At 68.8% G+C, this 26249-nt stretch carries 26 protein-coding genes; 14 read left to right on the plus strand and 12 right to left on the minus strand.

Features of this window, described 5'->3' with window-relative positions; translation table 11 throughout:
• The first annotated feature begins 8 nt into the window (after positions 1-8).
• The 9 genes from HPS01S_RS00560 to HPS01S_RS00600 all read left to right on the plus strand — a co-directional run bounded on the left by HPS01S_RS00560 (position 9) and on the right by HPS01S_RS00600 (position 10169).
• On the plus strand, positions 9-2969 hold the full coding sequence (locus tag HPS01S_RS00560) for a formate dehydrogenase subunit alpha (RefSeq protein WP_066149670.1): 2961 nt from the start codon (positions 9-11) through the stop codon (positions 2967-2969).
• An 11-nt stretch (positions 2970-2980) separates the two neighbouring features.
• Entirely contained in the window at positions 2981-3586 is a 606-nt protein-coding gene (fdh3B, locus tag HPS01S_RS00565) for a formate dehydrogenase FDH3 subunit beta (RefSeq protein ID WP_066149674.1), read from the plus strand.
• On the plus strand, positions 3586-3825 hold the full coding sequence (locus tag HPS01S_RS00570; protein ID WP_066149677.1) for a hypothetical protein: 240 nt from the start codon (positions 3586-3588) through the stop codon (positions 3823-3825). Before fdh3B ends, HPS01S_RS00570 begins: the two co-directional genes overlap by 1 nt.
• A gap of 10 nt (positions 3826-3835) precedes the next feature.
• Positions 3836-5044 carry a formate dehydrogenase subunit gamma gene (locus HPS01S_RS00575; RefSeq protein WP_066149680.1) on the plus strand — a complete coding sequence of 403 codons (1209 nt, stop codon included), beginning with the start codon at positions 3836-3838 and terminating at the stop codon, positions 5042-5044.
• A gap of 16 nt (positions 5045-5060) precedes the next feature.
• A complete protein-coding gene (locus tag HPS01S_RS00580; protein WP_066149682.1) occupies positions 5061-5414 on the plus strand; it encodes a hypothetical protein in 354 nt (117 codons plus the stop codon).
• 39 nt (positions 5415-5453) lie between these two features.
• Entirely contained in the window at positions 5454-6332 is an 879-nt protein-coding gene (locus tag HPS01S_RS00585) for a formate dehydrogenase accessory sulfurtransferase FdhD (RefSeq protein WP_066149685.1), read from the plus strand.
• 57 nt (positions 6333-6389) lie between these two features.
• Positions 6390-7022 (plus strand): uracil phosphoribosyltransferase, encoded by a 633-nt coding sequence (gene upp, locus HPS01S_RS00590; RefSeq protein ID WP_066149688.1) that lies wholly within the window; start codon positions 6390-6392, stop codon positions 7020-7022.
• A gap of 177 nt (positions 7023-7199) precedes the next feature.
• The gene (locus tag HPS01S_RS00595; protein ID WP_066149690.1) at positions 7200-9743 is read left to right on the plus strand and encodes an ABC transporter permease; all 2544 of its coding nucleotides are present in this window, start codon (positions 7200-7202) and stop codon (positions 9741-9743) included.
• Between the two features lie 12 nt (positions 9744-9755).
• Positions 9756-10169, plus strand: coding sequence for a group II truncated hemoglobin (locus HPS01S_RS00600; RefSeq protein ID WP_066149692.1), 414 nt, complete (start codon positions 9756-9758; stop codon positions 10167-10169).
• Positions 10170-10181: 12 nt separating this feature from the next.
• On the opposite strand, the gene HPS01S_RS00605 is transcribed toward HPS01S_RS00600, so the two are convergent.
• Both HPS01S_RS00605 and radC read right to left on the minus strand, forming a co-directional pair.
• Positions 10182-10823, minus strand: a complete 642-nt coding sequence (locus HPS01S_RS00605; protein ID WP_066149695.1) for a Smr/MutS family protein — start codon at positions 10821-10823, stop codon at positions 10182-10184.
• 34 nt (positions 10824-10857) lie between these two features.
• Positions 10858-11550: a RadC family protein gene (gene radC, locus HPS01S_RS00610; RefSeq protein WP_066149698.1), complete on the minus strand. Its 693-nt coding sequence runs from the start codon at positions 11548-11550 to the stop codon at positions 10858-10860.
• 132 nt (positions 11551-11682) lie between these two features.
• On the opposite strand from radC, the gene HPS01S_RS00615 reads away from it, so the two are divergent.
• The 3 genes from HPS01S_RS00615 to serS are packed head-to-tail and all read left to right on the plus strand — an operon-like array spanning position 11683 to position 14421.
• Entirely contained in the window at positions 11683-12132 is a 450-nt protein-coding gene (locus HPS01S_RS00615) for an FKBP-type peptidyl-prolyl cis-trans isomerase (RefSeq protein ID WP_066149701.1), read from the plus strand.
• Positions 12132-13088, plus strand: a complete 957-nt coding sequence (ispH, locus tag HPS01S_RS00620; protein ID WP_066149704.1) for a 4-hydroxy-3-methylbut-2-enyl diphosphate reductase — start codon at positions 12132-12134, stop codon at positions 13086-13088. Before HPS01S_RS00615 ends, ispH begins: the two co-directional genes overlap by 1 nt.
• Before the next feature lie 22 nt (positions 13089-13110).
• Positions 13111-14421 (plus strand): serine--tRNA ligase, encoded by a 1311-nt coding sequence (gene serS / locus HPS01S_RS00625; RefSeq protein ID WP_066149707.1) that lies wholly within the window; start codon positions 13111-13113, stop codon positions 14419-14421.
• Positions 14422-14430: 9 nt separating this feature from the next.
• Here the strand turns inward: serS and HPS01S_RS00630 are convergent, their stop codons facing one another.
• The 3 genes from HPS01S_RS00630 to HPS01S_RS00640 form a co-directional block, all read right to left on the minus strand.
• Entirely contained in the window at positions 14431-14646 is a 216-nt protein-coding gene (locus HPS01S_RS00630) for a hypothetical protein (protein WP_066149709.1), read from the minus strand.
• A gap of 95 nt (positions 14647-14741) precedes the next feature.
• Positions 14742-15602 carry a peptidoglycan DD-metalloendopeptidase family protein gene (locus HPS01S_RS00635; protein WP_066149712.1) on the minus strand — a complete coding sequence of 287 codons (861 nt, stop codon included), beginning with the start codon at positions 15600-15602 and terminating at the stop codon, positions 14742-14744.
• Positions 15599-16762, minus strand: coding sequence for a Gfo/Idh/MocA family protein (locus HPS01S_RS00640; RefSeq protein ID WP_066149714.1), 1164 nt, complete (start codon positions 16760-16762; stop codon positions 15599-15601). The genes HPS01S_RS00635 and HPS01S_RS00640 overlap by 4 nt, the downstream gene beginning before the upstream one ends.
• A 151-nt stretch (positions 16763-16913) precedes the next feature.
• On the opposite strand from HPS01S_RS00640, the gene HPS01S_RS00645 reads away from it, so the two are divergent.
• Positions 16914-19043: an alpha/beta hydrolase family protein gene (locus HPS01S_RS00645; protein WP_066149717.1), complete on the plus strand. Its 2130-nt coding sequence runs from the start codon at positions 16914-16916 to the stop codon at positions 19041-19043.
• Positions 19044-19061: 18 nt separating this feature from the next.
• On the opposite strand, the gene HPS01S_RS00650 is transcribed toward HPS01S_RS00645, so the two are convergent.
• Positions 19062-19694: an MSMEG_1061 family FMN-dependent PPOX-type flavoprotein gene (locus tag HPS01S_RS00650; RefSeq protein ID WP_066149720.1), complete on the minus strand. Its 633-nt coding sequence runs from the start codon at positions 19692-19694 to the stop codon at positions 19062-19064.
• 23 nt (positions 19695-19717) lie between these two features.
• Between HPS01S_RS00650 and HPS01S_RS00655 the strand changes: the two genes are divergently transcribed.
• Complete coding sequence (locus HPS01S_RS00655; protein ID WP_066149723.1) at positions 19718-20470, plus strand: tRNA-uridine aminocarboxypropyltransferase; 753 nt, start codon at positions 19718-19720, stop codon at positions 20468-20470.
• An 82-nt stretch (positions 20471-20552) separates the two neighbouring features.
• Here HPS01S_RS00655 and HPS01S_RS00660 read toward each other — a convergent pair whose 3' ends face one another.
• The 6 genes from HPS01S_RS00660 to leuC form a co-directional block, all read right to left on the minus strand.
• Positions 20553-20999 (minus strand): SRPBCC family protein, encoded by a 447-nt coding sequence (locus tag HPS01S_RS00660; RefSeq protein WP_066149726.1) that lies wholly within the window; start codon positions 20997-20999, stop codon positions 20553-20555.
• 94 nt (positions 21000-21093) lie between these two features.
• Positions 21094-22581, minus strand: coding sequence for a protein adenylyltransferase SelO (locus tag HPS01S_RS00665; protein WP_066149729.1), 1488 nt, complete (start codon positions 22579-22581; stop codon positions 21094-21096).
• Between the two features lie 181 nt (positions 22582-22762).
• A complete protein-coding gene (leuB, locus tag HPS01S_RS00670; protein ID WP_066149732.1) occupies positions 22763-23830 on the minus strand; it encodes a 3-isopropylmalate dehydrogenase in 1068 nt (355 codons plus the stop codon).
• A 25-nt stretch (positions 23831-23855) separates the two neighbouring features.
• Entirely contained in the window at positions 23856-24503 is a 648-nt protein-coding gene (gene leuD, locus HPS01S_RS00675) for a 3-isopropylmalate dehydratase small subunit (RefSeq protein ID WP_066149735.1), read from the minus strand.
• 11 nt (positions 24504-24514) lie between these two features.
• A complete protein-coding gene (locus HPS01S_RS00680) occupies positions 24515-24766 on the minus strand; it encodes a hypothetical protein (RefSeq protein WP_066149738.1) in 252 nt (83 codons plus the stop codon).
• 35 nt (positions 24767-24801) lie between these two features.
• Complete coding sequence (leuC, locus tag HPS01S_RS00685; protein WP_066149741.1) at positions 24802-26223, minus strand: 3-isopropylmalate dehydratase large subunit; 1422 nt, start codon at positions 26221-26223, stop codon at positions 24802-24804.
• Between the last annotated feature and the right edge of the window lie 26 nt (positions 26224-26249).

Consider the following 26249-nt stretch of genomic DNA (forward strand, 5'->3'; position numbering starts at 1 on the left):
GCCCCACGATGTTGCTCACCAAAAAAACCGCGGGCGCGGCCGCCACTGGCCGCAGCCACGCCTTTGTTCACAGCCTGCAGCGCGGCCTGGCGTCGGCGCTGCCCACCATGGACCGCCGGTCCTTCCTGCGCCGCTCGGGTCTGGGTGTCGGCGTCGGCATCGCCGCCTCGCAGCTGACCCTGGTCAAGAAGGCCAAGGCCGCTGCGGGTGGCTCGATCGACGGCACTGGAAAAATCGAGGTCCGCCGCACCGTCTGCACCCACTGCTCGGTGGGCTGTGCGACCGACGCCATCGTGGAGAACGGCGTCTGGGTGCGCCAGGAGCCGGTGTTCGACTCGCCGATCAACCTGGGATCGCACTGCGCCAAGGGCGCGGCCCTGCGCGAGCACGGCCACGGTGAATACCGCCTGCGCTATCCGATGAAACTGGTCGACGGCAAATACCAGAAGATCAGCTGGGACCAGGCGCTGGACGAAATCACCGCCAAGATGAAGGCGCTGAAGGAAGCCAGTGGCCCGGATTCGGTCTACTTCATCGGCTCGTCCAAGCACAACAACGAACAGGCCTACCTGCTGCGCAAGTTCGTGAGCTTCTGGGGCAGCAACAACTGCGACCACCAGGCGCGCATCTGCCACTCCACCACGGTGGCCGGCGTCGCGAACACCTGGGGTTACGGCGCGATGACCAACTCGTACAACGACATGCAGAACAGCAAGTGCGCGTTGTACATCGGCTCCAATGCGGCCGAGGCGCACCCGGTGTCCATGCTGCACATGCTGCATGCCAAGGAGAACGGCTGCAAGATGATCGTGGTGGACCCGCGTTTCACCCGCACAGCCGCCAAGGCCGACGAATACGTGCGCATCCGCTCAGGCACCGACATTCCCTTCCTGTTCGGGCTGCTGCACCACATCTTCAAGAACGGCTGGGAAGACAAGCAGTACATCAACGACCGCGTCTATGGCATGGACAAGGTGCGTGAAGAGGTGCTGGCCAAGTGGACGCCGGCGGCCGTCGAAGAGGCCTGCGGTGTCAAGGAAGAGCAGATGGCCAAGGTGGCCAAGATGATGGCCGAAGCCAAACCCGCCACCATCGTCTGGTGCATGGGCCAGACCCAGCACTCGATCGGCAACGCCATGGTGCGTGCATCCTGCATCCTGCAGCTGGCGCTGGGCAACGTGGGCAAGAGTGGTGGCGGCACCAACATCTTCCGCGGCCACGACAACGTGCAGGGCGCCACCGACGTCGGCCCCAACCCCGATTCGCTGCCGGGTTACTACGGCCTGGCCGCCGGCTCCTGGAAGCACTTCGCGGCCGCCTGGGGTGTGGAGTACGACTGGATCAAGGCCCAGTACGCCGAGGGCATGATGGAAAAGCCCGGCATCACCGTCTCGCGCTGGATCGATGGTGTGCTGGAGAAGAACGAGCTGATCGACCAGGAGAACAACCTGCGCGGCGTGTTCTTCTGGGGCCACGCGCCCAACTCGCAGACCCGCGGTCTGGAGATGAAGCGCGCGATGGACAAGCTGGACCTGCTGGTCGTGGTCGATCCCTACCCCTCGGCCACCGCGGCGATGGCCGCCATGCCCGGCAAGCCTGAAGACCTGAACCCCGACCGCGCGGTCTACCTGCTGCCGGCGGCCACGCAGTTCGAGACCAGCGGTTCCTGCACCGCATCCAACCGCTCCCTCCAGTGGCGCGAGAAGGTGATCGACCCGCTGTGGGAGAGCCGCAGCGACCACATGATCATGTACCAGTTCGCGCAGAAGCTGGGCTTCGACAAGGAGCTGTGCAAGAACTACAAGATGCAGCAGGTCAAGGGTCTGGACGAGCCCGTGCCCGAGGACATCCTGCGCGAGATCAACCGCAGCGTCTGGACCATTGGCTACACCGGCCAGAGCCCCGAGCGCCTGAAGGCCCACATGCGCAACATGGGCGCCTTCGACATCAAGACGCTCAAGTGCAAGGGCAAGGTGGTGGACAAGGAAACCGGCTACGACATGTCCGGCGACTACTTCGGCCTGCCTTGGCCCTGCTACGGCACGCCCGAGATCAAGCACCCGGGCTCGGCCAACCTGTACGACACCTCCAGGCACGTGATGGACGGTGGCGGCAACTTCCGCGCCAACTTCGGCGTCGAGCGTGAAGGCGTGAGCCTGCTGGCCGAGGACGGCTCGCATTCGCTGGGTGCCGAGATCACCACCGGCTATCCCGAGTTCGACCACCTGCTGCTCAAGAAGCTGGGCTGGTGGGACGACCTGAGCGATGCCGAGAAGGCCAAGGCCGAAGGCAAGAACTGGAAGACCGACCCGACGGGCGCCATCATCCGCGTGGCCATGGCCCACGGCTGCCACCCGTTCGGCAACGCCAAGGCGCGCGCGATTGTCTGGAACTTCCCCGACGGCATCCCTCAGCACCGCGAGCCGATCTACGGCATCCGTCCCGACCTGGTGGCCAAGTACCCGAGCCACGACGACCAGAAGAACCGCTGGCGCCTGCCCATCCTCTACAAGTCGCTGCAGCAGAAAAACGTCGAGGACAAGGTCCACGAGAAATTCCCGTTCATCATGACCTCGGGCCGGCTGGTCGAGTACGAAGGTGGCGGTGAAGAGACGCGTTCCAATCCCTGGCTGGCCGAGCTTCAGCAGGAGATGTTCATCGAGCTCAACCCGGCCGCCGCGGCGGCGCGCGGCATCCGCAACGGCGAGCGCGTCTGGGTCAGCACCCCCACCGGTGCGCGCCTGAACGTGCAGGCCCTGGTGACCGAGCGGGTGGACGAGCACACGGTGTTCATGCCCTTCCACTTCTCCGGCCGCTGGCAGGGTGAGGACATGAAGGCTTACTACCCGGCCGGCGCCATGCCGGTGGTGCGCGGCGAAGCCATCAACACCGCCACGACCTACGGTTACGACATCGTGACCATGATGCAAGAAACCAAGACGACGGTCTGCAACGTCGAAAAAGCATAAGGAGACGCGCGATGGCACGAATGAAATTCATCTGTGACGCCGAGCGCTGCATCGAGTGCAACGGCTGCGTCACCGCCTGCAAGAACGAGCACGAGGTGCCCTGGGGCGTGAACCGCCGCCGCGTGGTCACGCTCAACGACGGCGTGCCGGGCGAGAAGTCGATCTCGGTGGCCTGCATGCACTGCAGCGACGCGCCTTGCATGGCGGTCTGCCCGGTCAACTGCTTCTACCGCACCGACGAAGGTGTGGTGCTGCACGACAAGGACGTCTGCATCGGCTGCGGCTACTGCAGCTACGCCTGCCCCTTCGGCGCCCCCCAGTTCCCCAGCCAGGGCACCTTCGGTGTGCGCGGCAAGATGGACAAGTGCACCTTCTGCGCCGGTGGCCCGGAGGAGCACGGCAGCGAAGCCGAGTTCGAGAAGTACGGTCGCAACCGCCTGGCCGAAGGCAAGCTGCCGGCCTGCGCCGAGCAGTGCTCGACCAAGGCCCTGCTCGCGGGTGACGGCGACGTGGTGGCCGACATCTTCCGCAGCCGCGTGCTGCGCCGTGGCAAGGGCGCCGAAGTCTGGGGCTGGGGCACGGCCTACGGCACCGCACAGGGAGGGACCAAGTCGTGATGCGCAAGACCCTGACCATCTTCGGGCTGCTGGCGTGCGCCGCGGTCCTCTCCGCCTGCGGCGAGAAGCCCCAGGAAACCACCGGTGTGCGCCAGGACACCGCGCCTTATGCCGGCGTCGGCAAGAGCCAGTACCAGCAGCCGGGATGGACGGTCGGCGACAAGGCCAGCTGGGAGCAGCAGCTCAAGGCGCGGGCCCAGTACGGCATGAACGACTACACCCGCGTCAGCTCTCAGTGAGGAACCGCGCATGAGCCAACCTACCTTTGCCCGACTGCGCGGCTGGGGCGTGGCGCTGTCGCTGGCCGGGACGCTGGGCCTGGTCCACGCACAGGCCGCCAGCACCCCGCCCGACGATCCCGCACCGCCCGCCACCCAGCAGGCGGCCCCGGCCGTGGGCGGCGTCAAGAGCGCGAACATCTTCGAGATCGCGCCCGACGCCAGCTCCGACCCGAACTACGCCAGCCAGACCAATGCCCAGCGCAAGCTGGTGCAGCCCGGCAACAACGCGCCCATGTGGCGCGATGTGGGCAAGGGCGTGACCGGCTACAGCAGCCTGCCGGTGACGCAGGCGCCCGAGGCCGGCAACCTGATCCAGCCCTTCGTGCAGTACCCGGGTTCGCGCCTGACGACTGCGGGCGAGGCCTGGCGCCAGGTGCGCAACAACTGGCTGATCCCCTACGGCGGTGCGCTGCTCTTCATCGTGCTGCTGACGCTGGCTATCTTCTACAAGACCAAGGGCCCGCTGGGTGGCCACCTGCCCGACACCGGCCGCAAGATCGAGCGCTTCACCCCGTTCGAGCGCGCCGCCCACTGGTCCAACGCCGGCGCCTTCATCGCGCTGGCGGTTTCGGGCATCGTCATGGCCTTCGGCAAGTTCTTCCTGCTGCCGGTGATCGGCAGCACGCTGTTTGGCTGGCTGACCTTCGCGCTGAAGAATGTCCACAACTTCGTGGGCCCGCTGTTCGCGGTGTCGCTGCTGATCATCGTGATCACCTTCATCAAGGACAACATCGCCAACGCCGCCGACTTCGTCTGGCTCAGCAAGGCCGGCGGCATGCTGAGTGACAAGGAAGTGCCTTCTCACCGCTTCAACGCCGGTGAGAAGGGGCTGTTCTGGTGGGGCGTGACCATTCCCGGCATCGTGGTGGTGGGCTCGGGCCTGTTCCTGGACAAGCTGCTGCCGGGCATGCTGTACCTGCGTGGCGACATGCAGATCGCCCACATGCTGCATCTGGTGTGCGCGCTGTTGATGATGACGCTCATCATGGGCCACATCTACATGGGCACAGTCGGCGTCAAGGGCGCCTATGGCGCCATGAAGACGGGCTATGTGGACGAGGCCTGGGCCAAGGAACACCACGAGCTGTGGTACGACGACGTCAAGGCCGGCAAGATCCCCGCCCAGCGCAGCAAGTCCGGTCCGGCCGCACCGCTGCAGGCGCCCGCCAAGGCCTGACCCTGAGGACGACACCATGAAGAAGACATTCCTGCTGATGGCGCTGGCCGCCGTGTCCACGGCCACGCTGGCCAAGTTGCCCGCCCCCGTGCTGGACGACGCCGCCAAGGCCAAGGCCGAGGAGGCCAAGGCCAAGACCGCACACGCCGGCAAGGTGGACGCCTACAAGCTCTGCCTGTCGATGGACAAGGCGGCGGCCAACCACCAGAAGACCCTGGCCGCCGCGGGCAAGGCGGCCAAGCCGGCCACGGCCACGCCGCCCTGCGCCGATCCGGGCCCCTTTGTCTGGCCGGCGCCGGCTTCGGCGGCGGCTCCTGCAGCCCCGGCGGCGCCCGCACCTGCCGCGGCAGCCCCTGCCAAGAAGTCCTGACGGCTTTCGCCGCCCGCGCGGCGGCGTATCCTCGACCGCATGAACCTGGCCGATCTGCCCCACGCCGTCGCTCCCGACCAAGCTGCTGCGCTGCGGCCGCGCCTGACGCAGGCCCATGCCGACCTCACCCGCGAGGTGACGGTGGTGGACGAGTCCGGCCAGCCGCGCGCCATCCGCATCCCGGCCGAGCGCGACCTCACGGTCTACGTGGACAAGCGCGAGCTGGTCACCCTCATGACCCTGGGGGCCCACCCCGAATGGCTGGTGCTGGGTTACCTGCTCAACCAGCGGCTGGTGGGCGGCGTGCACGACATCGAGTCCATCACCGTCGACTGGGACGTGGGAGCCGCCGCCGTGGTGACGCGCGCGGGCATCGACCGCATCGAGGAGCGCACCGCACGCCGCGTGGTCACCACCGGCTGTGGCCAGGGCAGTGTGTTCGGTGGCCTGATGGACGATGTGGACCGCATCGTGCTGCCGCCGCAAGCCACGCTGCGTCAGTCGCAGCTGTACGGCATCGTCAACACCATCCGCCTGCACGACAGCACCTACAAGACCGCCGGCTCGGTGCACGCCTGTGCGCTGTTCGTCAACGAAGACCTGCAGCTGTTCGTGGAAGATGTGGGCCGCCACAACGCGGTCGACACCATCGCGGGCTGGATGGCCCTGCAGCAGCCGCTGCCCGCAGGCGAAAAGGTGTTCTACACCACCGGCCGCCTGACCAGCGAGATGGTCATCAAGTCGGCCCAGATGGGGGTGCCGGTGGTGGTTTCGCGCAGCGGCATCACCGAAATGGGACTGCACGTGGCCCAGCGCGTGGGCCTGTGCGCCGTCGGCCGGGCCACGCACAGGCGCTTCCTGTGCTTCTCGCACCCCCAGCGCATCGTCTTCGACGACATGCCGCCCCCCGCGGCATAAACTTGCGGCAGCGCCAGCCCAGGGTGGCTGGCCATTCATTTTTTCGAGTCCCCGTTCATGAGCCGCGACGTCCACATCATCGATCACCCCCTGGTCCAGCACAAACTCACGCTGATGCGCAAGAAGGACACCAGCACCAAGAGCTTCCGCGAGCTGGTGCACGAGCTGTCGGCGCTGCTGGCCTACGAGCTCACGCGCGACATGCCCATGCAGCAGATCGAGATCGAGACGCCGCTGGAGAAGATGATGTCGCCGGTGATCGATGGCAAGAAGATCGTGCTGGCCTCCATCCTGCGCGCCGGCAATGGCTTTCTGGACGGCATGCTGCAGGTGCTGCCCGGCGCGCGCGTGGGCCACATCGGCCTGTACCGCGACCCGGCCACGCTCAAGGCGGTGGAGTACTACTTCAAGATGCCCAGCGGCATGGAGGAGCGCGACGTGATCGTGCTCGACCCCATGCTGGCCACCGGCAACTCGGCTGTTGCCGCGGTGGACCGGCTCAAGGCCACGAACCCGCGCTCGATCCGTTTCGTGTGCCTGGTCACCTGCCCCCAGGGCATCAAGACCTTCCACGACGCGCACCCCGACGTGCCGATCTACACCCCGGCGGTGGACCGTGAGCTCAACGAGCATGGTTACATCGTGCCGGGTCTGGGCGACGCGGGCGACCGGATCTTCGGCACGAAATAAGGCCCACCCCCATCGCCGGCTCACTGCGTGTAGCCGGCTCCGCCCCTCAAGGGGCAACGCGAGCGGCCTGGCGGAGCCAGTTCCGCCGCGTTCTCGAACCGGACACGCGCTCCGGCTGTGTTTCGTGCATATCCATACGGTCGCGCGCGGTTGATGCGCTTGGGGTAAGGTCGCCAGATGGCTGCTGCTCCTGATTCCCTTCCGGTGTCGTTCTGGTCCCTGGGCTGGCGTTCACTCTGGCGCGACTGGCGCGCGGGCGAGTTGCGGCTGTTGCTGCTGGCGGTGACGCTGGCGGTGGCGGCGCTGACGGCGGTGGCTTTTTTTGCCGACCGGCTGCAGGGTGGCCTGCAGCGCGACGCGCGGGCGCTGATCGGTGGCGACGCGGTGATCCAGAGCGACCAGCCGGCACCCCCGGCGTTTGCCGCCAAGGCCGCCGAGCTGGGCTTGCAGACGGTGCAGACCCTGAGTTTCCCGACCATGGGCAGGGCGCGGGACGAAGAGGGCGGCGCGGCGCGCCTCGTGGCGCTCAAGGTGGTGGCACCCGGGTATCCGCTGCGCGGCAGCCTGCGCGTGGCCGACGGCCCCGAGGCGGCCGACGCGCCCACCCGCGACATTCCCGCCCCCGGCACGGCCTGGGTCGACGCGGCCCTGCTGTCGGCGCTGCAGCTCCAGATCGGCCAGCCGCTGCTGCTGGGCGACGCGAGCCTCACGCTGGCCAAGGTGATCGTGGTCGAGACCGACCGCGGCGCCGGCTTCATGAGCTTCGCGCCGCGCGTCATGATCAATGCCGCCGACCTGCCCGCTTCCGGCCTGGTGCAGCCGGCCAGCCGCGTCGGCTACCGGCTGGCGGTGGCGGGCGCCGACCCCGCAGTGAAGCAGTACGTGGCCTGGGCAGAGGCCGAACTGAAGAAACCGGAGATTCGCGGGTTGCGGCTGGAGTCGCTCGAAGGCGGCCGGCCCGAGATGCAGCAAACGCTGGAACGCGCCGAAAAATTCCTCAACCTGGTGGCGCTGCTGGCGGCCCTGCTGTCGGCGGTGGCGGTGGCCATCGCGGCGCGCGGCTTTGCCCAGCGCCACCTGGACGACTGCGCCATGATGCGCGTGCTTGGCCTGTCGCAGGGCACCATGGCGCGCGCCTACGCCTTCGAATTCACCGTGGTCGGCCTGGTGGCCAGCGGCCTGGGGGTGCTGGCGGGCTTCGGGTTGCATTACGTGTTCGTGCTGCTGCTCTCCGGGCTGGTCGAGTCGGCGCTGCCGGCCGCGACGTTCTGGCCGGTGCTGCTGGGCCTGGGCATGGGCCTGACGCTGATGATGGCCTTCGGCCTGCCGCCGGTGCTGCAGCTGGCGCAGGTGCCGCCGCTGCGGGTGATCCGGCGCGACGTCGGCCAGCTCAAGCCCGCCACGCTGGCGGTGCTGGGCCTGGGTGTGGCAGGCTTTGCGGTGCTGCTGCTGGCCGCCAGCCGCGACCTCAAGCTCGGCGGCATCGCGGTCGGTGGTTTTGCCGCCGCGGTGGCGGTGTTTGCGCTGGTGAGCTGGGCGGCGGTCTGGCTGCTGCGCCGCAGCGTCAACGAGAGCACCGCGCCGCGCGCGCTGGTGCTGGCCACGCGCCAGCTCTCCGCCCGGCCGGCCTACGCCGTGGTGCAGATCAGCGCGCTCGCGGTGGGGCTGCTGGCCCTGGTGCTGCTGGTGCTGCTGCGCACCGACCTGATCGCCAGCTGGCGCAACGCCACGCCGCCCGATGCGCCCAACCGTTTCGTCATCAACATCCAGCCCGAGCAGGCCGATCCGTTCCGGCAGGCACTGACCGACGGCGGCATCGGCCAGTACGACTGGTATCCGATGATCCGCGGCCGCCTGGTGAGCGTGAACGGCGCCGCGGTGCAGCCGGAGAACTTCGAGACCGACCGCGCCCAGCGCCTGGTCGAGCGCGAGTTCAACCTCTCGCACAGCGCCCAGCCGCCGGTCCACAACGACATCGTCGCCGGCCGCTGGACGCCGGAGGAACAGGACGGGCTCAGCGTGGAGGAAGGGCTGGCCAAAGAACTGGGTCTCAAACTCGGCGACCGGCTCGGCTTCGAGATGGCCGGCATTCCGGTCGAGGGCCGCATCACCAGCCTGCGCAAGGTCGACTGGGGTTCGATGCGGGTGAACTTCTTCGTGCTGTTCCCGGTGTCGCAGCTGCCCGATCTGCCCACCACCTACATCAGCGCCTACCGCGTGCCCGATGCCAACAAAACCTTTGACAACGCGCTGGTGCGCCAGTTTCCGAACATCACCAACGTCGACATGAGCCAGACCATTGCGCAGGTGCAGCGCGTGCTGGGTCAGGTGATCAGCGCGGTGGAGTTCCTGTTCGGATTTGCGCTGGCGGCTGGTCTGGTGGTGCTGCTGGCCACGATCACGGCCACACGCGGCGAGCGCGAGCGCGAGTTCGCGGTGCTGCGCGCGGTGGGCGCGGGTTCGAAGCTGCTGCGCGACGTGCAGCGGGTCGAGCTGCTCGGCGTGGGCCTGCTGGCGGGCGTGCTCGCGTCGGTGGTGGCCATCGCCGTCGGCTGGGCGCTGGCGAAATACGCCTTCGAGTTCAGCTGGCAGCCGTCCCCCTGGGTGCCGCTGGCCGGCGGCCTGGCGGGCGGCGTGCTGGCGCTGGCGGCGGGCTGGTGGGGCCTGCGCAGCGTGTTGCGCACGCCGGTGGTCGAAACGCTGCGTCGAGCTGCAGTCTGAACTTCAAACAACATGAACGAACAAGAAACGTCCGTCCCCGTATCCCCCGCCACACCGTTCGAGTGGATCGGCGGCGAAGCCCGTGTGCGCGCCCTGGTCGACCGCTTCTACGACCTGATGGACATCGAACCGGGTTACCACGAGCTGCGGGTGGCGCACGGCAGCACGCTGGACGATGCGCGCCAGAAGCTGTTCTGGTTTCTCTGCGGCTGGCTCGGCGGCCCCTCGCACTACGAAGACCGCTTCGGCCACCCGCGCCTGCGCATGCGGCACATGCCCTTCAAGATCGGCATCGTCGAGCGCGACCAGTGGCTGGCCTGCATGGACCAGGCGATGGGCGAAACCGGCGTGCCCGAAGTCCTGCGGACACGTCTGAGGGACAGTTTCTTCAAGACCGCCGACTGGATGCGGAACACGCCGCAGTGAGTCGGCGGGACCTCAACGCCCCACTGGCTTGAGCAGCACCACCAAGGCCCCGGCGCCACCTTCGGCCGGCCGCGCCTGCACGAAGGCCAGCACTTCCTTCTTTTGCACCAGCCAGCGCTGCACCCGGCCCTTGAGCACCGGCGTGCGCCCTGGCGAGCCCAGCCCCTTGCCGTGCACCACGCGCACACAGCGCAGACCCAGCTGGTGTGCCTCGCGAATGAAGCGACCCAGCACCTCGCGCGCCTCGTCGGTGCGCAGGCCGTGCAGGTCGATGTGTTTCTGGATGCTCCAGTGGCCCTCGCGCAGTTTGCGCGTCACATCCGGACCCAGGCCCGGTCGGCGGTAGCTCAGCGCCTCGTCGGTGTGCAGCAGGGTCTCCACGTCGAACTCGTCCGACAGCGCCTCGCGCATCACCGCGTGCTCGTCGAGCTGCCGCTGTCGCGGCTCGGTCGACACCGGCGCGGGCGGATGGACCACCCGACGCTGGTGGGGCAGGGGCCGCACCGGACCGACCGCCAGTTCAAACAGGCGCTTTTCGCGGTCCATGCGCAGCGCGTGCAGGCGCTCGGCCTCGCGCGCCGCGGCTTCGGCCGCCGCCCGCTGGGCGATCACCTTCTGCAGCGTCTTGAGGTCGGCGAGGGCGCGCACTTTCATGGTGGCGCAATTCTCGCCCAGGGGGCATGACCTGTCAGACCAGGCCCATTTCGGCCATCGAGGCGGCCTGGTCGCGGGTGACGATGAAGTGGTCCAGCACCCGCACGTCCACCAGCGCCAGTGAGGCCTTGAGCGACTGCGTCAGCGATTCGTCGGCGCGCGACGGGCGGGCTTCGCCACTCGGGTGGTTGTGGGCCAGTACCACGGCGGCTGCATGGTGGTGCAGGGCGCGCAGCACCACTTCGCGCGGATAGACCGAGGTCTGCGACAGGGTGCCGCGGAACAGCTCCTCCAGCGCCAGCAGCCGGTTCTGGCTGTCGAGGAACAGCACGCAGAACACCTCGTGCGCGCGGGCGCCCAACTGCAGTTGCAGGTACTCGCGCACTGCTTTCGGGCTGTCGAACAGCGGGCGCTGCTGCAGCTCCTGCGCCAGCGCCCGGCGGGCCAGTTCCAGCACCGCCACCACCTCGGCCCGTTTCGCCGGCCCCAGACCCTTGACGGTTTTGAGTGCCTCCGCGCTGGTGTGCAGCAGCCCGCCGACACCGCCGAAGCGGTCGAGCAGTTCCTGTGCGAGCTGGATCACGTGTTTGCCGCTGATGCCAGTGCGCAGCAGCAGCGCCAGCAGCTCGGCGTCGCCCAGTGCGCCGGGGCCCCGGCTGAGCAGTTTTTCGCGCGGGCGCGCGTCGGCAGGCAGGCTCTTGAGCCCGGTGGCGGCCAAACCATTCATCTGTGTGTACTCCCTGTTGCCGCCGGGGCGGTCGCCGGTTTTTACAATAGAGGCCCTCGCCCGGCGCCGTCGTCCGGGTCGTCCTGTGCGCGCTGCGTCCGCCGCACCCCCTGTTTCATCCCCCATTTGTCCATGACACACGTCCAAGAAGGCTCCTTTCTCACCCTGCACTACCGCCTGTCCGGCCCCCAGGGCAAGGTGGTGATCGACACCTTCGAGCAGGGCCAGCCCGCCACCCTGAGCCTGGGCGCCGGCGAGCTCTCGCCCGCCATCGAGCAGCGCCTGATCGGCCTGGAAGAGGGCACGACCACGGTGATCGACCTGGCCGCTGGCGAGGCCTTCGGCGAACGGCAGCCCGAGATGGTCCAGTGGGTCGCGCGCAAGTTGCTCAACGAACTGGGCGACCCGCACGAGAAGTACACCGCGGGCGACGTGGTGCAGTTCCCCACACCCGACGGTCTGGGCCAGTACGCCGGTTCCGTGGTCGAGGTGCGCGAGGACGGTGCGGTGCTGTTCGACTTCAACCACCCGCTGGCGGGTCAGCCGGTGAAATTTGAAGTCCAGCTGATCGGAGTGCTCTGATGAGCGAGATCCTTCTGGCGGAGCCGCGCGGGTTCTGTGCCGGTGTGGACCGCGCCATCGAGATCGTCGAGCGCGCGCTGGCCAAGTTCGGCCGGCCCATCTACGTGCGCCACGAGATCGTGCACAACACCTACGTGGTCAATGACCTGAAGGAGAAGGGCGCGATCTTCATCGAGGAGCTGGACGAGGTGCCGCCCGGTGCCACGCTGGTGTTCTCGGCCCACGGCGTGAGCCAGGCCGTGCAGAAGGAGGCCGAGCGGCGGGGCTTCCGCATCTTCGACGCCACCTGTCCGCTGGTGACCAAGGTGCACGTCGAGGTGGCCAAGCTGTTCAAGGAGGGCTACGAGTTCCTGATGATCGGCCACAAGGGCCACCCCGAGGTGGAGGGCACCATGGGCCAGCTCAGCGAAGGCATCCACCTGGTCGAAGACATCGACGACGTGGCCAAGGTGCAGCCGAAGCAGACCGAGCTGCTTGCGGTGGTGACGCAGACCACGCTGAGCGTGGACGACACGGCGGGCATCCTGGCCGCGGTGAAGGCGCGGTTCCCGAAGGTGCGCGAGCCCAAGCAGCAGGACATCTGCTACGCCACGCAGAACCGGCAGGACGCCGTCAAGCTGCTGAGCCCGCAGGTGGACATCGTCATCGTGGTCGGCAGCCCGACCAGCAGCAACAGCAACCGCCTGCGCGAAGTGGCCCACCGCCTGGGCACCGAGGCCTACATGGTCGACAACGCCAGCGAGCTGAAGGCCGAATGGTTCAATGGCAAGCAACGTGTGGGCCTGACGGCTGGTGCCTCGGCGCCCGACATCCTGGTGCAGCAGGTGATCGACCGCCTGCGCGAACTCGGCGCGATTTCGGTGCGCAAGCTCGACGGTATCACCGAGACCATCAAGTTCCCGCTGCCCAAGGGGCTGAAGATCGACGGCGAGGGCGCCATCGACCATCTGCACTGAACCCGGTCCCTACAATTCCCCCATGCTAGACATCCTCCAACTCCGCAAAGACCTGGACGCCGTCGTCGCGCGCCTGGAAACCCGCAAGAACCCCCAGCCCTACCTCGACGTGTCCGCCTACCAGGCGCTGGAACACGAGCGCAAGGCGCTGCAGACCCGCACCGAAAGCCTGCAGGCCCAGCGCAACAGCCTTTCCAAGCAGATCGGCATGCTCAAGGGCAAGGGACAACACGCCGAGGCCGACGCGGTGATGGCCCAGGTGGGCGAGATGAAGGCCGAGCTGGAAGCCTCGGCCGCGCGGCTGGACGTGATCCAGGGCGAGCTGCAGACCCTGCTGCTGGCCGTGCCCAACCTGCCGCACGAGAGCGTGCCGGTGGGCGCGGGCGAAGAGGGCAATGTGGTGGTGCGCCAGTGGGGCACACCGAAGACCTTCGACTTCCCGGTCCGCGACCACGTGGACATCGGCGAGAAGCTCGGCCTGGACTTCGACACCGGCACCAAGCTGGCCGGCTCGCGCTTCACCTTCATGCGCGGCCCAATTGCCCGCCTGCACCGCGCGCTCGCCCAGTTCATGCTGGACACGCAGACCCAGCAGCACGGCTACACCGAGTGCTACACGCCCTACATCGTCAACGCCGACACCCTGCGTGGCACCGGCCAGCTGCCCAAGTTCGAGGCCGACCTGTTCGCGGCGAACAAGGGCGGGCAGGAGGGCGCTGAGGAGAACCAGGCGCTGTACCTGATTCCGACCAGCGAGGTGACGCTGACCAACGTGGTGCGCGACACCGTGCTGGCCGAGGCCGACCTGCCGATCAAGATGACGGCGCACACGCCGTGTTTCCGCTCCGAGGCGGGCAGCGCCGGACGCGACACGCGCGGCATGATCCGCCAGCACCAGTTCGACAAGGTGGAAATGGTGCAGATCGTGCACCCCGAGAAGAGCTACGAGGCGCTGGAAGAGATGACCGGCCACGCCGAGGCCATCCTGCGGGCGCTGGGCCTGCCCTACCGGGTGATGAGCCTGTGCACGGGTGACATGGGCTTTGGCGCCAGCAAGACCTACGACCTGGAGGTCTGGGTGCCGGCGCAGGGCACCTACCGCGAGATCAGCTCGGTGTCCAACTGCGAGGCCTTCCAGGCGCGTCGCCTGCAGGCGCGCTTCAAGAACGCCCAGGGCAAGAACGAGCTGGTGCACACCCTCAACGGCTCCGGCCTCGCCGTGGGGCGTGCGCTGGTGGCGGTGCTGGAAAACTTCCAGAACGCCGACGGCAGCGTGACCGTGCCCGTGGTGCTGCGGCCCTACATGGGTGGCCTGGAGCGCATCGGCGGCTGAGCCGGGCCATCAATTCAGCCGGAACCCCTTCGCCTGCATGCAGTGGCGAACCAGTTCTTCGGCCTGGTCGCCCTTGATCTTGGCAAGTCCGGTCTGGAACTTGCACTCCGACTCCACGTTGGCGGTGTCGAAGGCGCTCACACCTTCCTTCTGCCATTGCCGCTTGGTCGATGAGCACGCCGCCAGGGCGATGAGGACGGCGATGGCGAGCGGCAAACGGTACACGGGGCCTCCGGGGCGGACATTCGGGCAACAAGGGGAGCGCGCATTGTGCCCGCGGCGCTCCGGCCGGCCGCCATTCCCCGCCCCAAAAAACGGGATCAAGCGTGAATAAACAACGCCGGGTCCACCGAGGTCCGGTTGAGCAGCACACTCCAGTGCAGGTGCGGGCCGGTGACGCGGCCGGTGGCGCCCACCGCGCCCAGCGGCTGGCCGGCCGCCAGCGAATCGCCCGCCCGCACATCGGTGCGGCTGAGGTGGCACAGCATGGACAGCAGGCCACCGCCATGGTCCAGCCAGACGGTCTGGCCGTTGAAGAAGTAGTCGCCCGTGTCGGCCACCCGGGCCGCCAGCGGGGCCACCACCGGCGTGCCGGTCGCGGCCGCGATGTCCATGCCGCTGTGGGGCTGGCGCGCCTGCCCGTTGAACACGCGCCGCAGCCCGAAGGAGCTGGAGCGGCGCCCGTCCACCGGCGCCTGCATGCGCAGGTCGCGCGGCACCGGTTCGGTGAAGCGGGCGATGACGGCCTGCTGGTGGAGCCGTTCGCGCTCGTGCCGCGCCAGGTCCTTGGACGAGAGTTCGACCGTGCGTGGGGCCACCGTCAGGCGCTGCTCGGCGTAGGCCTTGGGGCCGATCCGGTAGGGCAGGGCGCGCCGACCCCCACCGGTCTCAACCTCGATCTGTGCGTCCCCGGGGGTGGCCGACAGCGGTATACCGACCAGCGCGGTCCAGCCCGCCGGATCGCCCACCACCAGCAGGGGCGCCTCGCCGGCCCAGGCCCTGGGCCGGTCCGTGGCTGGGCCGAGGGCCAGCCGGGCCACGCCGCCGGGCACGGCCGATGCCTGTGGCCAGTCGGTGGTCGGCAGACCTGTGGTGTCGGCCCGGGCCACGCTGAGCGCACCCAGACCCATGGCGGCCAGGGTGCCGAGCACCTGGCGGCGGGAGCGCGTGGGCCGCGTCATGCGGCCGTCCAGGCGCCACCGGCCTGCGCCGAGCGGATCACCGCGTCGACGAAGCGCATGCCCATCCAGCCGTCGTGCGCGTTGGGGAAGTGCAGGGCCAAGGGGTCGGGGTTCTGGCCGGTGCGCCGCGCCGCGATGGCCTCGGCCGCGTCCGAATAGAGGTTGGCGAAGGCCTCGGGGAAGCCCTCGGGGTGGCCGGCGGCCACGCGGGTGCCGCGCAGCGCCAGCGGCAGGGCGCCCGGGCCGCGCGGCGTCAGGCGCTGGGCGGGGGCGTCCAGCGGCTTGAAGTCCAGCACCTGCGGATGTTCCTGCTGCCATTCGAGCGAGCCGCGCGAGCCGCTGACGCGGATGCGCAGGCCGTTCTCCACCCCTGCGGCGGCCTGGGTGACCCAGAAGCTGCCGCGCGCACCGCCCGCCATGCGCAGCAGCACACCGGCGAAGTCGTGCGCGCTGCGCTCGGGCACCACGCAGCCGAGCTCGGCCGCGACCTCCCCGACCTCCAGCCCGCTGATGAAGCGCAGCAGCTGGTGGGCGTGGGTGCCGATGTCGCCCATCACCAGCGAAGGGCCGCCGCGCGCCGGGTCGGCCTTCCAGGCCACGCGGCCGGGGCCGGGCTTGGCACGCCCGCCCTGCACGTACTCCACCTGCACCAGACGGATCTCGCCGAGCTGGCCGTCGGCCACCATGGCGCGCGCCTGGCGCACCATGGGGTAACCGCTGTAGTTGTGGGTCAGGCAGAACACCCGGCCGCTGGCCTGGACCTTCTCGAGCAGCGTCTGCGCCTCCGCCAGGGTGTTGGTCATGGGCTTGTCGCAGATGACGTCGAAGCCGTGCTCCAGCGCCGCCATCGCAGCGGGAAAGTGGCCGTCGTTGGGCGTCATGATCGCGACCGCGTCGATGCCGTCGGGGCGCTGCGATTCGACCGCCAGCAGGGTGGACAGATCGGGGTGGCAGCGGTCCGGGGCCAGGCCCATCGCCAGGCCGGCGGCCACCGAGCGCTGCGGGTCGGACGAGAGCACGCCGGCGACGATGTCGTAGCGGTCGTCCAGGCGGGCTGCCATGCGGTGGATGGGCCCGATGAAGGAGCCCGGGCCGCCGCCGATGACAGCGAGGCGAATGCGGCGCCCGAGCAGGGCGATGACGGGGTTGAGGTCGTTCACGGCAGGATCTAGAGAGGAAAGAACAAGAAACGACCTCCAGCATACGCAACCAAGGTGACAGCCGGCGGGCCTGCCACCGGTGATCCCCTCTGGCCGGACGAAGTCTTTCGGCGTACAAGCGGGGTCCATTCCAACACAGAGGAGTCCTGCCATGGCCGTTGCTTCCCGTCGCCTGCTGCTGTCGCTGTCCCTGGTGCTGCCCCTGGTGTCGTTGCCCGCCGCCGCGTTCACGCAGAACGTGTCGGTGCGCGACGACGACACGGCCGGTCCGTTCCCGAGCAACCGCCACACGGTGGTCGACTTCGGCAACGCGACCTTCCGCCGCGTCAACCTGCCCCGGCCCGACTGCGCGGTGCGGGTGAGCGACTGCCAGGACATCGACGTGATCAACACGCTGGACGGCTTCTCGACCCAGCCGCGCATCACGGTGCCGTTCACCGGCGACATCGATGTGGCCTCGGTCAGCAGCGAGACCGTGTTCCTCTACAACCTGGGCGACACGCAGACCCTGCGCGGTTTCGGCCAGAAGGTGGGCATCAACCAGGTGCTGTGGGACCCGGCCACGCGCACGCTGGTGTTCGAGCCCGACGAGCTGCTGGCCGAGCGCTCGCGCTACGTGCTGGTGGTGACCAACGGCGTGCGCGACACCAGGGGCCGGCGCATCGTGCCCGGTGCCGCGCTGGGCGGCGGGCGCCACCGCGCCGAACACCACCGCGAGATGCACGAAGGGGCGTCGGCGGTGCGCCTGGGGCGCGGGCTGGCGGTGGCGGCGGCCTCGGTGTTCACCACGCAGAGCGCCACCGGGGACCTGGTGAAGGTGATGCGCCGCATCAAGGCAACGAACCCGGCGCCGGTGGACTTCATGATCGGCAGCGCGGCCGGCGCACCGGTGCGCGCGGTGTTTCCGCTGAACGGTGTGGCGGCGGTCGACCTGCAGCGCCAGGTCGGGGCCGCCCCGGGCGCGCTGGCGCCGCAGGCCGTGCCGCTGGGTGCGCTCTATGTGGTGCCCGGCGCCGTCGGCCTGATCGCCTACGGCCGCTACCAGTCGCCCAACTACCTCGCCGCCGGCCAGTACATCCCCGCGACCCCGACGCTGGTGGGCCGGCCGCAACCGCAGGGCACGAACGAGCTGGTGTTCCAGCTCTTCCTGCCGGCCGGCGCCAAACCCGCGGCGGGCTGGCCGGTGGCCATCTTCGGCCACGGTTTCACCGACAGCATGTTCGGCGCGCCGTGGACGGTGGCCTCCGTGCTGGCCTCGCGCGGCATTGCGACGCTGTCGATCAACGTGGTGGGCCACGGCGGCGGCGCGGCCGGCGTGCTCAACCTGACCACCGCCGGCGGTGTGGTGTCGGTGCCTTCCGGCGGCCGCGGCTTCGACCAGGACGGCAACGGCGCCATCGACAGCACCGAGGGATCGAGCGCCGCGCCGCCGCGCACCGCGGTCTCCAGCCGCGACGGCTTGCGCCAGACCGCCATCGACCTGATGCAGCTGGTGCGCCAGGTGGAGGCGGGCATCGATGTCGAAGGCGATGGCAGCGCCGACCTGGACGCCCAGCGCATCTACTACGCCGGCCAGTCCTTTGGCGGCATCTACGGCACCATCCTGCTGGGCGTCGAGCCGTCCATCCAGGCGGGTGTGCCCAATGTGCCGGGCGGTTCGATCACCGAGGTGGCGCGGCTGGGCGCGTTCCGCGGCCTGACCGGCTTTGCGCTGGCCACCCGGGTGCCGCAGCTGCTGAACCTGCCGCCGTCGGCCAGCCTGCCGGTGCCGTTCAACTTCTTCGAGAACATGCCGCTGCGCGACCTGCCGCCGGTGGTCAACAACGTGCCGGGCGCAATGGAGATCGCGCAGGTGATCGACCGCTGGGAGTGGGTGCAGCAGGCGGGCAACCCGGTGTCCTACGCCCACCTGATCCGCCAGCAGCCGCTGCCGGGCAGCGCGGCCAAGCCGGTGATCCTGCAGATGGCCAAGGGCGACCAGACGGTGCCCAACCCGACCACCACCGCCATCGTGCGCGCCGGTGGCCTGCAGGCGCAGACCACCTACTTCCGCAACGACCTGGCCTTCGCCGCGAACCCGGCGGTGCCGAAGAACCCGCACACCTTCCTGACCGGGCTGGCGAGTCCGGCGGGACCGACGATCGCGGTGCTGGCGCAGACGCAGATCGCGGAGTTCTTCCGCAGTGGCGGCAGCCTCGTGATCGACCCCGACGGCCCCGGGCCGCTGTTCGAGGTGCCGCTGGTGCCGCCGCTGCCCGAGGGGCTGAACTTCCTGCCCTGAGGCTGGGCTGGAGCGCCGTCAGAGCGTCTGGCGGTAGCGCTCAAGCATCTGCTCCTGCGTTTCCGCGGCGACCTCCTCGCCGCGGAATTCGCGGATCTGGTCGCGCATCATCTCGGTCATGCTGGGCAGCGCTGAACGCTCGACCTGGTGTTGTGCGTCCCAGAGGTGCGAGCGCATCAGCGCCTTGGCGCAGTGCAGGTAGCAGGCTTGCACGGTGACCCGGATCGCGAGCTTGGGCAGGCGGTGCGGTTCGGCGCAGCGCTGCAGATCGTCCGGGTCGGTGCTGAGCAGGGCGCGGCCGTTCACGCGCAGGGTTTCGTCCACGCCCGGGATCAGGAACAGCAGCCCGACCGGCGCGCCTTCCTCGCCGCCGCGCACGATGTTCTCCAGCGTGTCCAGCCGGTTGTTGCCCGGCGCGTCGGGGATCAGCAGGGTGTGGACGTCCGGCGCGTGCACGAAGCCGGGCGCACCACCGCGCGGTGAGGTGTCCATGCCGTGCGCGGCATCGCCGCTGCCGATCACCACGAAGGGCGAAAGCCCGATGAAGCGGCGCGCGTGAGCGTCGAGCTGCGGAATCTCTTTCTTGGACGAGCGCTCGCGCACCGGGTCGTAGAGCGCGCGCAGGGCGTCGAGGGAGGTCAGGATGTTCATCGCGGGGAGCATACATTTGACGGATGTCTCCTGCCACCCCGGAAGCCGTCGCTCCCTCCTTTCCCCACGCGGTCGCGCGCCAGCGCACGCTGCGCCTGGCGGCGTCCAGCAAGCCCTATGTCGCCCGCGGCGCCGGTCTGGTGCGCTGCAGCGGCTGCCGCCTGCCCGCCACCCATTGCATCTGCGCGCTGCGGCCGGTGGTGCCGTCGAACGCGGGCTTCTGCCTGCTGCTGGGTGACATCGAGGCCCTCAAGCCCACCAACACCGGCTGGCTGATCGCCGACGTGGTGCCCGACACCTGGGCCTTCGGCTGGTCGCGCACCGAGGTCGACCCCGCCCTGCTGGCGCTGCTGGCCGATCCGCAATGGCGACCCCATGTGGTGTTCCCGACCGAGTACGCCGCACCGTCGCGCGCCGTGACGGCGCCGGTGGTGGACGACGGGCGCCGGCCGCTGTTCGTGCTGCTGGACGGCACCTGGTCCGAGGCGCGCAAGATGTTCCGCAAGAGCCCCTGGCTGGACAGCGCGCCGGTGCTGGGGCTGCAACCGGCGCACGCCTCGCGCTACAAGCTGCGACGCTCGGCGCAGGACCACCACTTCTGCACCGCCGAGGTCGCGGCGATGTGCCTGGACCTGGCCGGTGACGCCGCCGCCGCCGACGCGCTGGACGCCTGGTTCGGCCTGTTCAGCGAGCGCTACCTGAGCGCGCGGGGCCACCAGCCGCTGTCGGTGGACAGCGAGGCGACGCAGCGAGTGCGCGCGCTGCCCACGAAGTGAGTTTCGGCGCCGGGCCGCCCCAAGCCGAAACAGCCCCCTCGGGGGGCAGCGACCCGCGCAGCGGCGGAGCGTGGGGGCCTGTTCAGCCAGGGATCTCGGGCTCCACCAGCTGGGCCAGCAGCGCCAGCGTCTCCTGCCAGCCGAGGTAACACATCTCGACCGGAATCGCCGCGGGGATGCCCTCCTGCACGGCCGTCAGCTCGGTGCCGCAGGAGACGGCCTTGAGGCTGATGGTGGTGATCATCTGGCCGGGCAGGTTGGGGTCGTCGAAGAGGTCGGTGTTGACGATCTTCTCGTTCGGCACCAGTTCCAGGTACTTGCCGCCAAAGGCGTGCGTGTGGCCGCTGGAGAAGTTGGTGAACTGCATGCGGTAGACGCCGCCGACGCGCGCGTCCATCTCCAGCACGCGGCCGGTGAAGCCGTGCGGCGGCAGGAATTTGGCCATCGCGTCGGGGTCGAGGAAAGCGCGGTAGACGCGCTCGGGCGGCGCCTTGAGGATGCGGTGGAAGCGGACGGTGCCGGTGCTCATGGGGTTGCTCCTTGGTCGGGGTGTCGGTGAACGGCAAGGCCCAAGGCCTTGGAACGACGACGAAACAGGGCCGCCGTTTTCGACATCCGCGGCCTCAGGTGCCGCAGAAGGTGCGGTAGCCCTGGGTCTGTTCGGGCGTGCCGGGCAGGGCGGCGCTGGCGTCTTCAGTGCGCTCGGTGTACGGGTCGGTCACGATGGCCTGCAGGCGCTCGAAAGGCCGCAGGTCGCCGGACTCGCTGGCGGCGTCCAGTGCGTTCTCGACCAGGTGGTTGCGCGGGATGAACAGCGGGTTGGTGGCGTCCATGCGGGCGGCCACTTCGTGCGCCGGCTCACCCTGCGCGGTCAGGCGCCGCTGCCAGCGCGCCAGCCACTCGCCGGCGACGGCGGGCTGATCGCCCCAGAGCACGAGCCAGTCCTGCGGCGACCCGCGCAGCACGGCCGAGAGACGGCGGAAGCCCAGCGTGAAGTCGACACGGTGCCCGTGCATGAGTTGCAGCAGCTCATTGACCAGGGCGCGGTCGGCCTCGTCGTCGGCGCTGTCGCTGCGCAGGCCTAGCTTGAGGCGGTGCAGGTTGAGCCAGTGCCGGTCGAAAAGCGCGCCGAAGCCGTCCAGCACCCGGGTGGCGGCGGCCACGGCCTGCTCGTCGCCGGTGTGGAACAGTGGCAGCAGGGTTTCGGCCAGCCGCGCGAGGTTCCACTGCGCGATGCCCGGCTGGTTGCCGAAGGCGTAGCGGCCGTGGGTGTCGATGGAGCTGAAGACCGTCTGCGGGTCGTAGGCCTCCAGGAACGCACAGGGGCCGTAGTCGATGGTTTCGCCCGAGACCGTCATGTTGTCGGTGTTCATCACGCCGTGGATGAAGCCGACCGACATCCACAACGCGACCAGTTTCGACTGGCGCTGCACCACGGCCTCGTAGAAAGCGAGGAGCCGGTCCTCGCGGCCGACCAGCGCCGGGTCGTGGCGGGCGATGGCGTGTTCGGCGAGCTGCTGGACGCGTTCGGTGTCGTTGCGCGCGGCGAAGAACTGGAAGCTACCGACGCGGATGTGGCTGGCCGCCACGCGCGTGAGGATGGCACCGGGCAGCGGGCGCTCGCGGCGGATGGTTTCACCGGTGGCCACGGCCGCCAGTGCGCGCGTGGTGGGGATGCCCAGCGCGTGCATGGCCTCGCTGATCAGCACCTCGCGCAGCACCGGCCCGACGGCCGCCTTGCCGTCGCCGCCGCGCGAGAACGGTGTGCGCCCCGAGCCCTTGAACGCGATGTCGCGGCGCTGTCCTCGCGCGTCCAGCACCTCACCCAGCAGCAGCGCGCGACCGTCACCCAGCTGTGGCGAGAAGCCGCCGAACTGGTGGCCGGCGTAGGCCTGCGCAATTGGCGTGGCACCCTCGGGCACGCGGTTGCCCGCGAACACCGCCAGGCCCTCGTCGGACGCCAGGGCATCGGCATCGAGCCCGAGCTCGTCGGCCAGCGTCCGGTTCAGATGCAACCAGCGCGGCGCCGGCACCGCCGCCGGCTGCCAGGGCACGGACATGCCCTCCATCAGCGCGTAGGAGTTGTCGAAGGAGAAGAGGGGGGAGGACACGGGCAGGCCAAGAGCAGGAAAACACTCATTGTGACCAGACCCCAAAAACCTTGAGGAACGCGTGTCTGCCTCCAGGGCACCCGTGGAACCGGCTCCGCCGGGCCACAGGGTGCGTCCCCCCCCTCCCAGCGCCGCAGGCGCGCCAGAGAGGGGGGAAGCCGCGCAGCGGCGCAGGGGGGCGTTACAGCGCTTTCACCACCGCGTCGCCCATCTCCACGGTGCCGACCTTGGTCGTGCCTTCGCTCCAGATGTCGCCGGTGCGCAGGCCCTGGGCCAGCACCTTCTGCACCGCGGCTTCGATGCGCTGGGCGGCTTCTTCCTGGTTGAGCGAGAAGCGCAGCATCATGGCAGCCGACAGGATGGTCGCCAGCGGGTTGGCGATGCCCTTGCCGGCGATGTCGGGCGCGCTGCCATGGCTCGGCTCGTACAGGCCCTGGTTCCTGCTGTTGAGCGAGGCCGAGGGCAGCATGCCGATCGAGCCGGTCAGCATCGAGGCCTCGTCGGACAGGATGTCGCCAAACATGTTGCCGGTGACCACCACGTCGAAGGCCTTGGGCGCCTTGACCAGCTGCATCGCGGCGTTGTCCACGTACATGTGCTGCAGCTCGACATCGGGGTACTGGGCGTGCACCTCGATCATGGTGTCCTTCCAGAACTGGAAGGTCTCCAGCACGTTGGCCTTGTCGACCGAGGTCACCTTCTTGTTGCGCTTGCGCGCCGCCTGGAAGGCGACGTGGGCGATGCGCTCGATCTCGGGCTTGGAATAGCGCATGGTGTCGAAGGCCTCGGGTGCGCCCTTGAACTCGCCATCCGGGGCCTCGCGGCGGCCCCGCGGCTGGCCGAAATAGATGTCGCCGGTCAGCTCGCGAATGATCAGGATGTCCAGGCCCGCGATCAGCTCGGGCTTGAGGCTGGAGGCGCCGACCAGCTGCTCGTAGCAGATGGCGGGGCGGAAGTTGGCGAACAGGCCCAGGTTCTTGCGCAGGCCCAGGATGGCCTGCTCGGGGCGCAGCGGGCGGTCGAGCTTGTCGTACTTCCAGTCGCCGACGGCGCCGAACAGGATGGCGTCCGCTTCCTTGGCGAGCTTGAGCGTGGACTCGGGCAGCGGGTGACCGTGCGCGTCGTAGGCGGCGCCACCGACCAGGGCCGATTCCATCTCGAACTTCAGGTCGAGCGCGTCGAGGACCTTGACCGCTTCGGCGACGATTTCGGTGCCGATGCCATCACCGGGGAGAACTGCGATTTTCATAGGGTGGGTTTGAAGTTGGGGTGAATCACATGGTGTGGGCGAGCCAGGGCTTGGTCGCCAGGCGCTCTTTCTCGAACGCCTCGATCTTGTCCTTGTGGCGCAGCGTCAGGCCGATGTCGTCCAGCCCGTTGATCAGGCAGTATTTGCGGAAGGCATTGACCTCGAAGGGAATCTCTTCGCCCTGCGGCTTGACGATGACCTGGCGCTCCAGGTCGATGGTCAGCTGGTAGCCCGGGAAGGCGAACACTTCGTTGAAGAGCTGGTCCACTTGCGCTTCGCTCAGCACGATGGGCAGCAGGCCGTTCTTGAAGCAGTTGTTGAAGAAGATGTCGGCGTAGCTGGGCGCGATGATGGCGCGGAAGCCGTACTGGTCGATGGCCCAGGGCGCGTGCTCCCGGCTGGAGCCGCAGCCGAAGTTGCGGCGCGTGAGCAGCACCGAGGCGCCCTTGTACCGCGGCTGGTTCAGCACGAAGTCGGGGTTGGGCTTGCGTGCGCTCTCGGGCACGCCGGGTTCGCCCGGCTGGTCCAGGTAGCGCCACTCGTCGAACAGGTTGGGGCCAAAGCCCGTCTTGCGGATCGACTTGAGGAACTGCTTGGGAATGATGGCGTCGGTGTCGACGTTCTCGCGGTCCATGGGGGCCACGAGGCCCTGGTGAATGGTGAATGTCTGCATGGTGTGGGTGTTCAGTTGGTCGCGCCCTTGACGGCTTCGCCGGCTTTCTCCAGCCCGGAGCCGACCGCCTGGCCGGCGGACTTGCCGCCTTCGACGGCCTTGTCCTTGATCTCGATGGCCTTGTCGACCACCACGTCCTTGACCTCGATGGCTTTGTCCTTGACGACGTGGGCGTCCTGTTTGACGCCTTGCACGGTGTTGGTGCTGCAGGCGGCCAGGGACATCAGGGTGGCGGTGGCGAGCAGGGTCTTGAACGAGGACATGGTGGGCTCCTTGGGAAAGTGCTCGGGAAAGACGTTCAGGCGATGGTGCGGATGTCGACGAAATGACCGTGGATCGCGGCGGCGGCGGCCATCGCGGGCGAGACCAGGTGGGTGCGGCCACCGGCGCCCTGGCGGCCTTCGAAGTTGCGGTTGCTGGTGCTGGCGCAGCGCTCGCCCGGCTCCAGCCGGTCGGCGTTCATGGCCAGGCACATCGAGCAGCCGGGCTCGCGCCATTCAAAGCCGGCGGCCTTGAAGATCTCGTGCAGGCCTTCGCGCTCGGCCTGTTCCTTCACCAGCCCGGAGCCCGGCACGACCATGGCCAGCTTGATGTTCTTCGCGACCTTCTGGCCCAGCTTCTTGACGACCGCGGCGGCTTCGCGCATGTCCTCGATGCGGCTGTTGGTGCAGGAACCGATGAAGACCTTGTCGACGAAGATGTCGGCCAGCGGCTTGCCCGGTTCGAGCGCCATGTAGGTCAGCGCCCGCTCCATGGCGCCGCGCTTGCTGGCGTCCTTCTCCTTCTCGGGATCGGGCACGCGGGCGTCCACGCCCAGCACCATCTCGGGCGAGGTGCCCCAGGTGACCTGCGGCAGGATCTGCGTCGCGTCGAGTTCGACCACGGCGTCGAACACCGCATCGGCGTCGGAGTGCAGCGTCTTCCAGTAGGCGACGGCCTGGTCCCATTCCACGCCGGTCGGGGCCAGCGGGCGACCCTTGACGTATTCGATGGTCTTCTCGTCCACGGCCACCAGACCGGCGCGCGCACCGCCTTCGATGGCCATGTTGCAGACCGTCATGCGGCCTTCCATGGACAGCGAGCGGATCGCGCTGCCGGCGAACTCGATGGTGTAGCCCGTGCCGCCGGCGGTGCCGATCTTGCCGATGATGGCCAGCACGATGTCCTTGGCGGTCACGCCCTTGGCGAGCTGGCCCTCGACCTTGACCAGCATGTTCTTGGCCTTCTTGGCCAGCAGGGTCTGCGTGGCCATCACGTGCTCGACTTCCGAGGTGCCGATGCCGTGCGCCAGCGCGCCGAAGGCGCCATGGGTGGAGGTGTGCGAGTCGCCGCAGACCACGGTCATGCCGGGCAGGGTGGCGCCGTTCTCGGGGCCGATCACGTGCACGATGCCCTGGCGCTTGGACATGAAGGGGAAGAACGCCGCAGCGCCGAATTCCTTGATGTTGCTGTCCAGCGTGGTGATCTGTTCCTTGCTGATCGGATCGGTGATGCCGTCGTAGCCCAGTTCCCAGCCGGTGGTGGGCGTGTTGTGGTCGGCGGTGGCGACCACCGAGCTCACGCGCCAGACCTTGCGGCCGGCCTGGCGCAGGCCTTCGAAGGCCTGCGGGCTGGTGACCTCGTGCACGAGGTGGCGGTCGATGTAGAGGACGGACGTGCCGTCTTCCTCCGTGTGGACGACGTGTTCGTCCCAGATCTTGTCGTAGAGCGTGCGTGCCATGGGGTGGGGTTCTCCTGTGGGGCTTG

Source organism: Hydrogenophaga pseudoflava NBRC 102511 (genome assembly GCF_001592285.1).
GTDB lineage: Bacteria > Pseudomonadota > Gammaproteobacteria > Burkholderiales > Burkholderiaceae_C > Hydrogenophaga > Hydrogenophaga pseudoflava.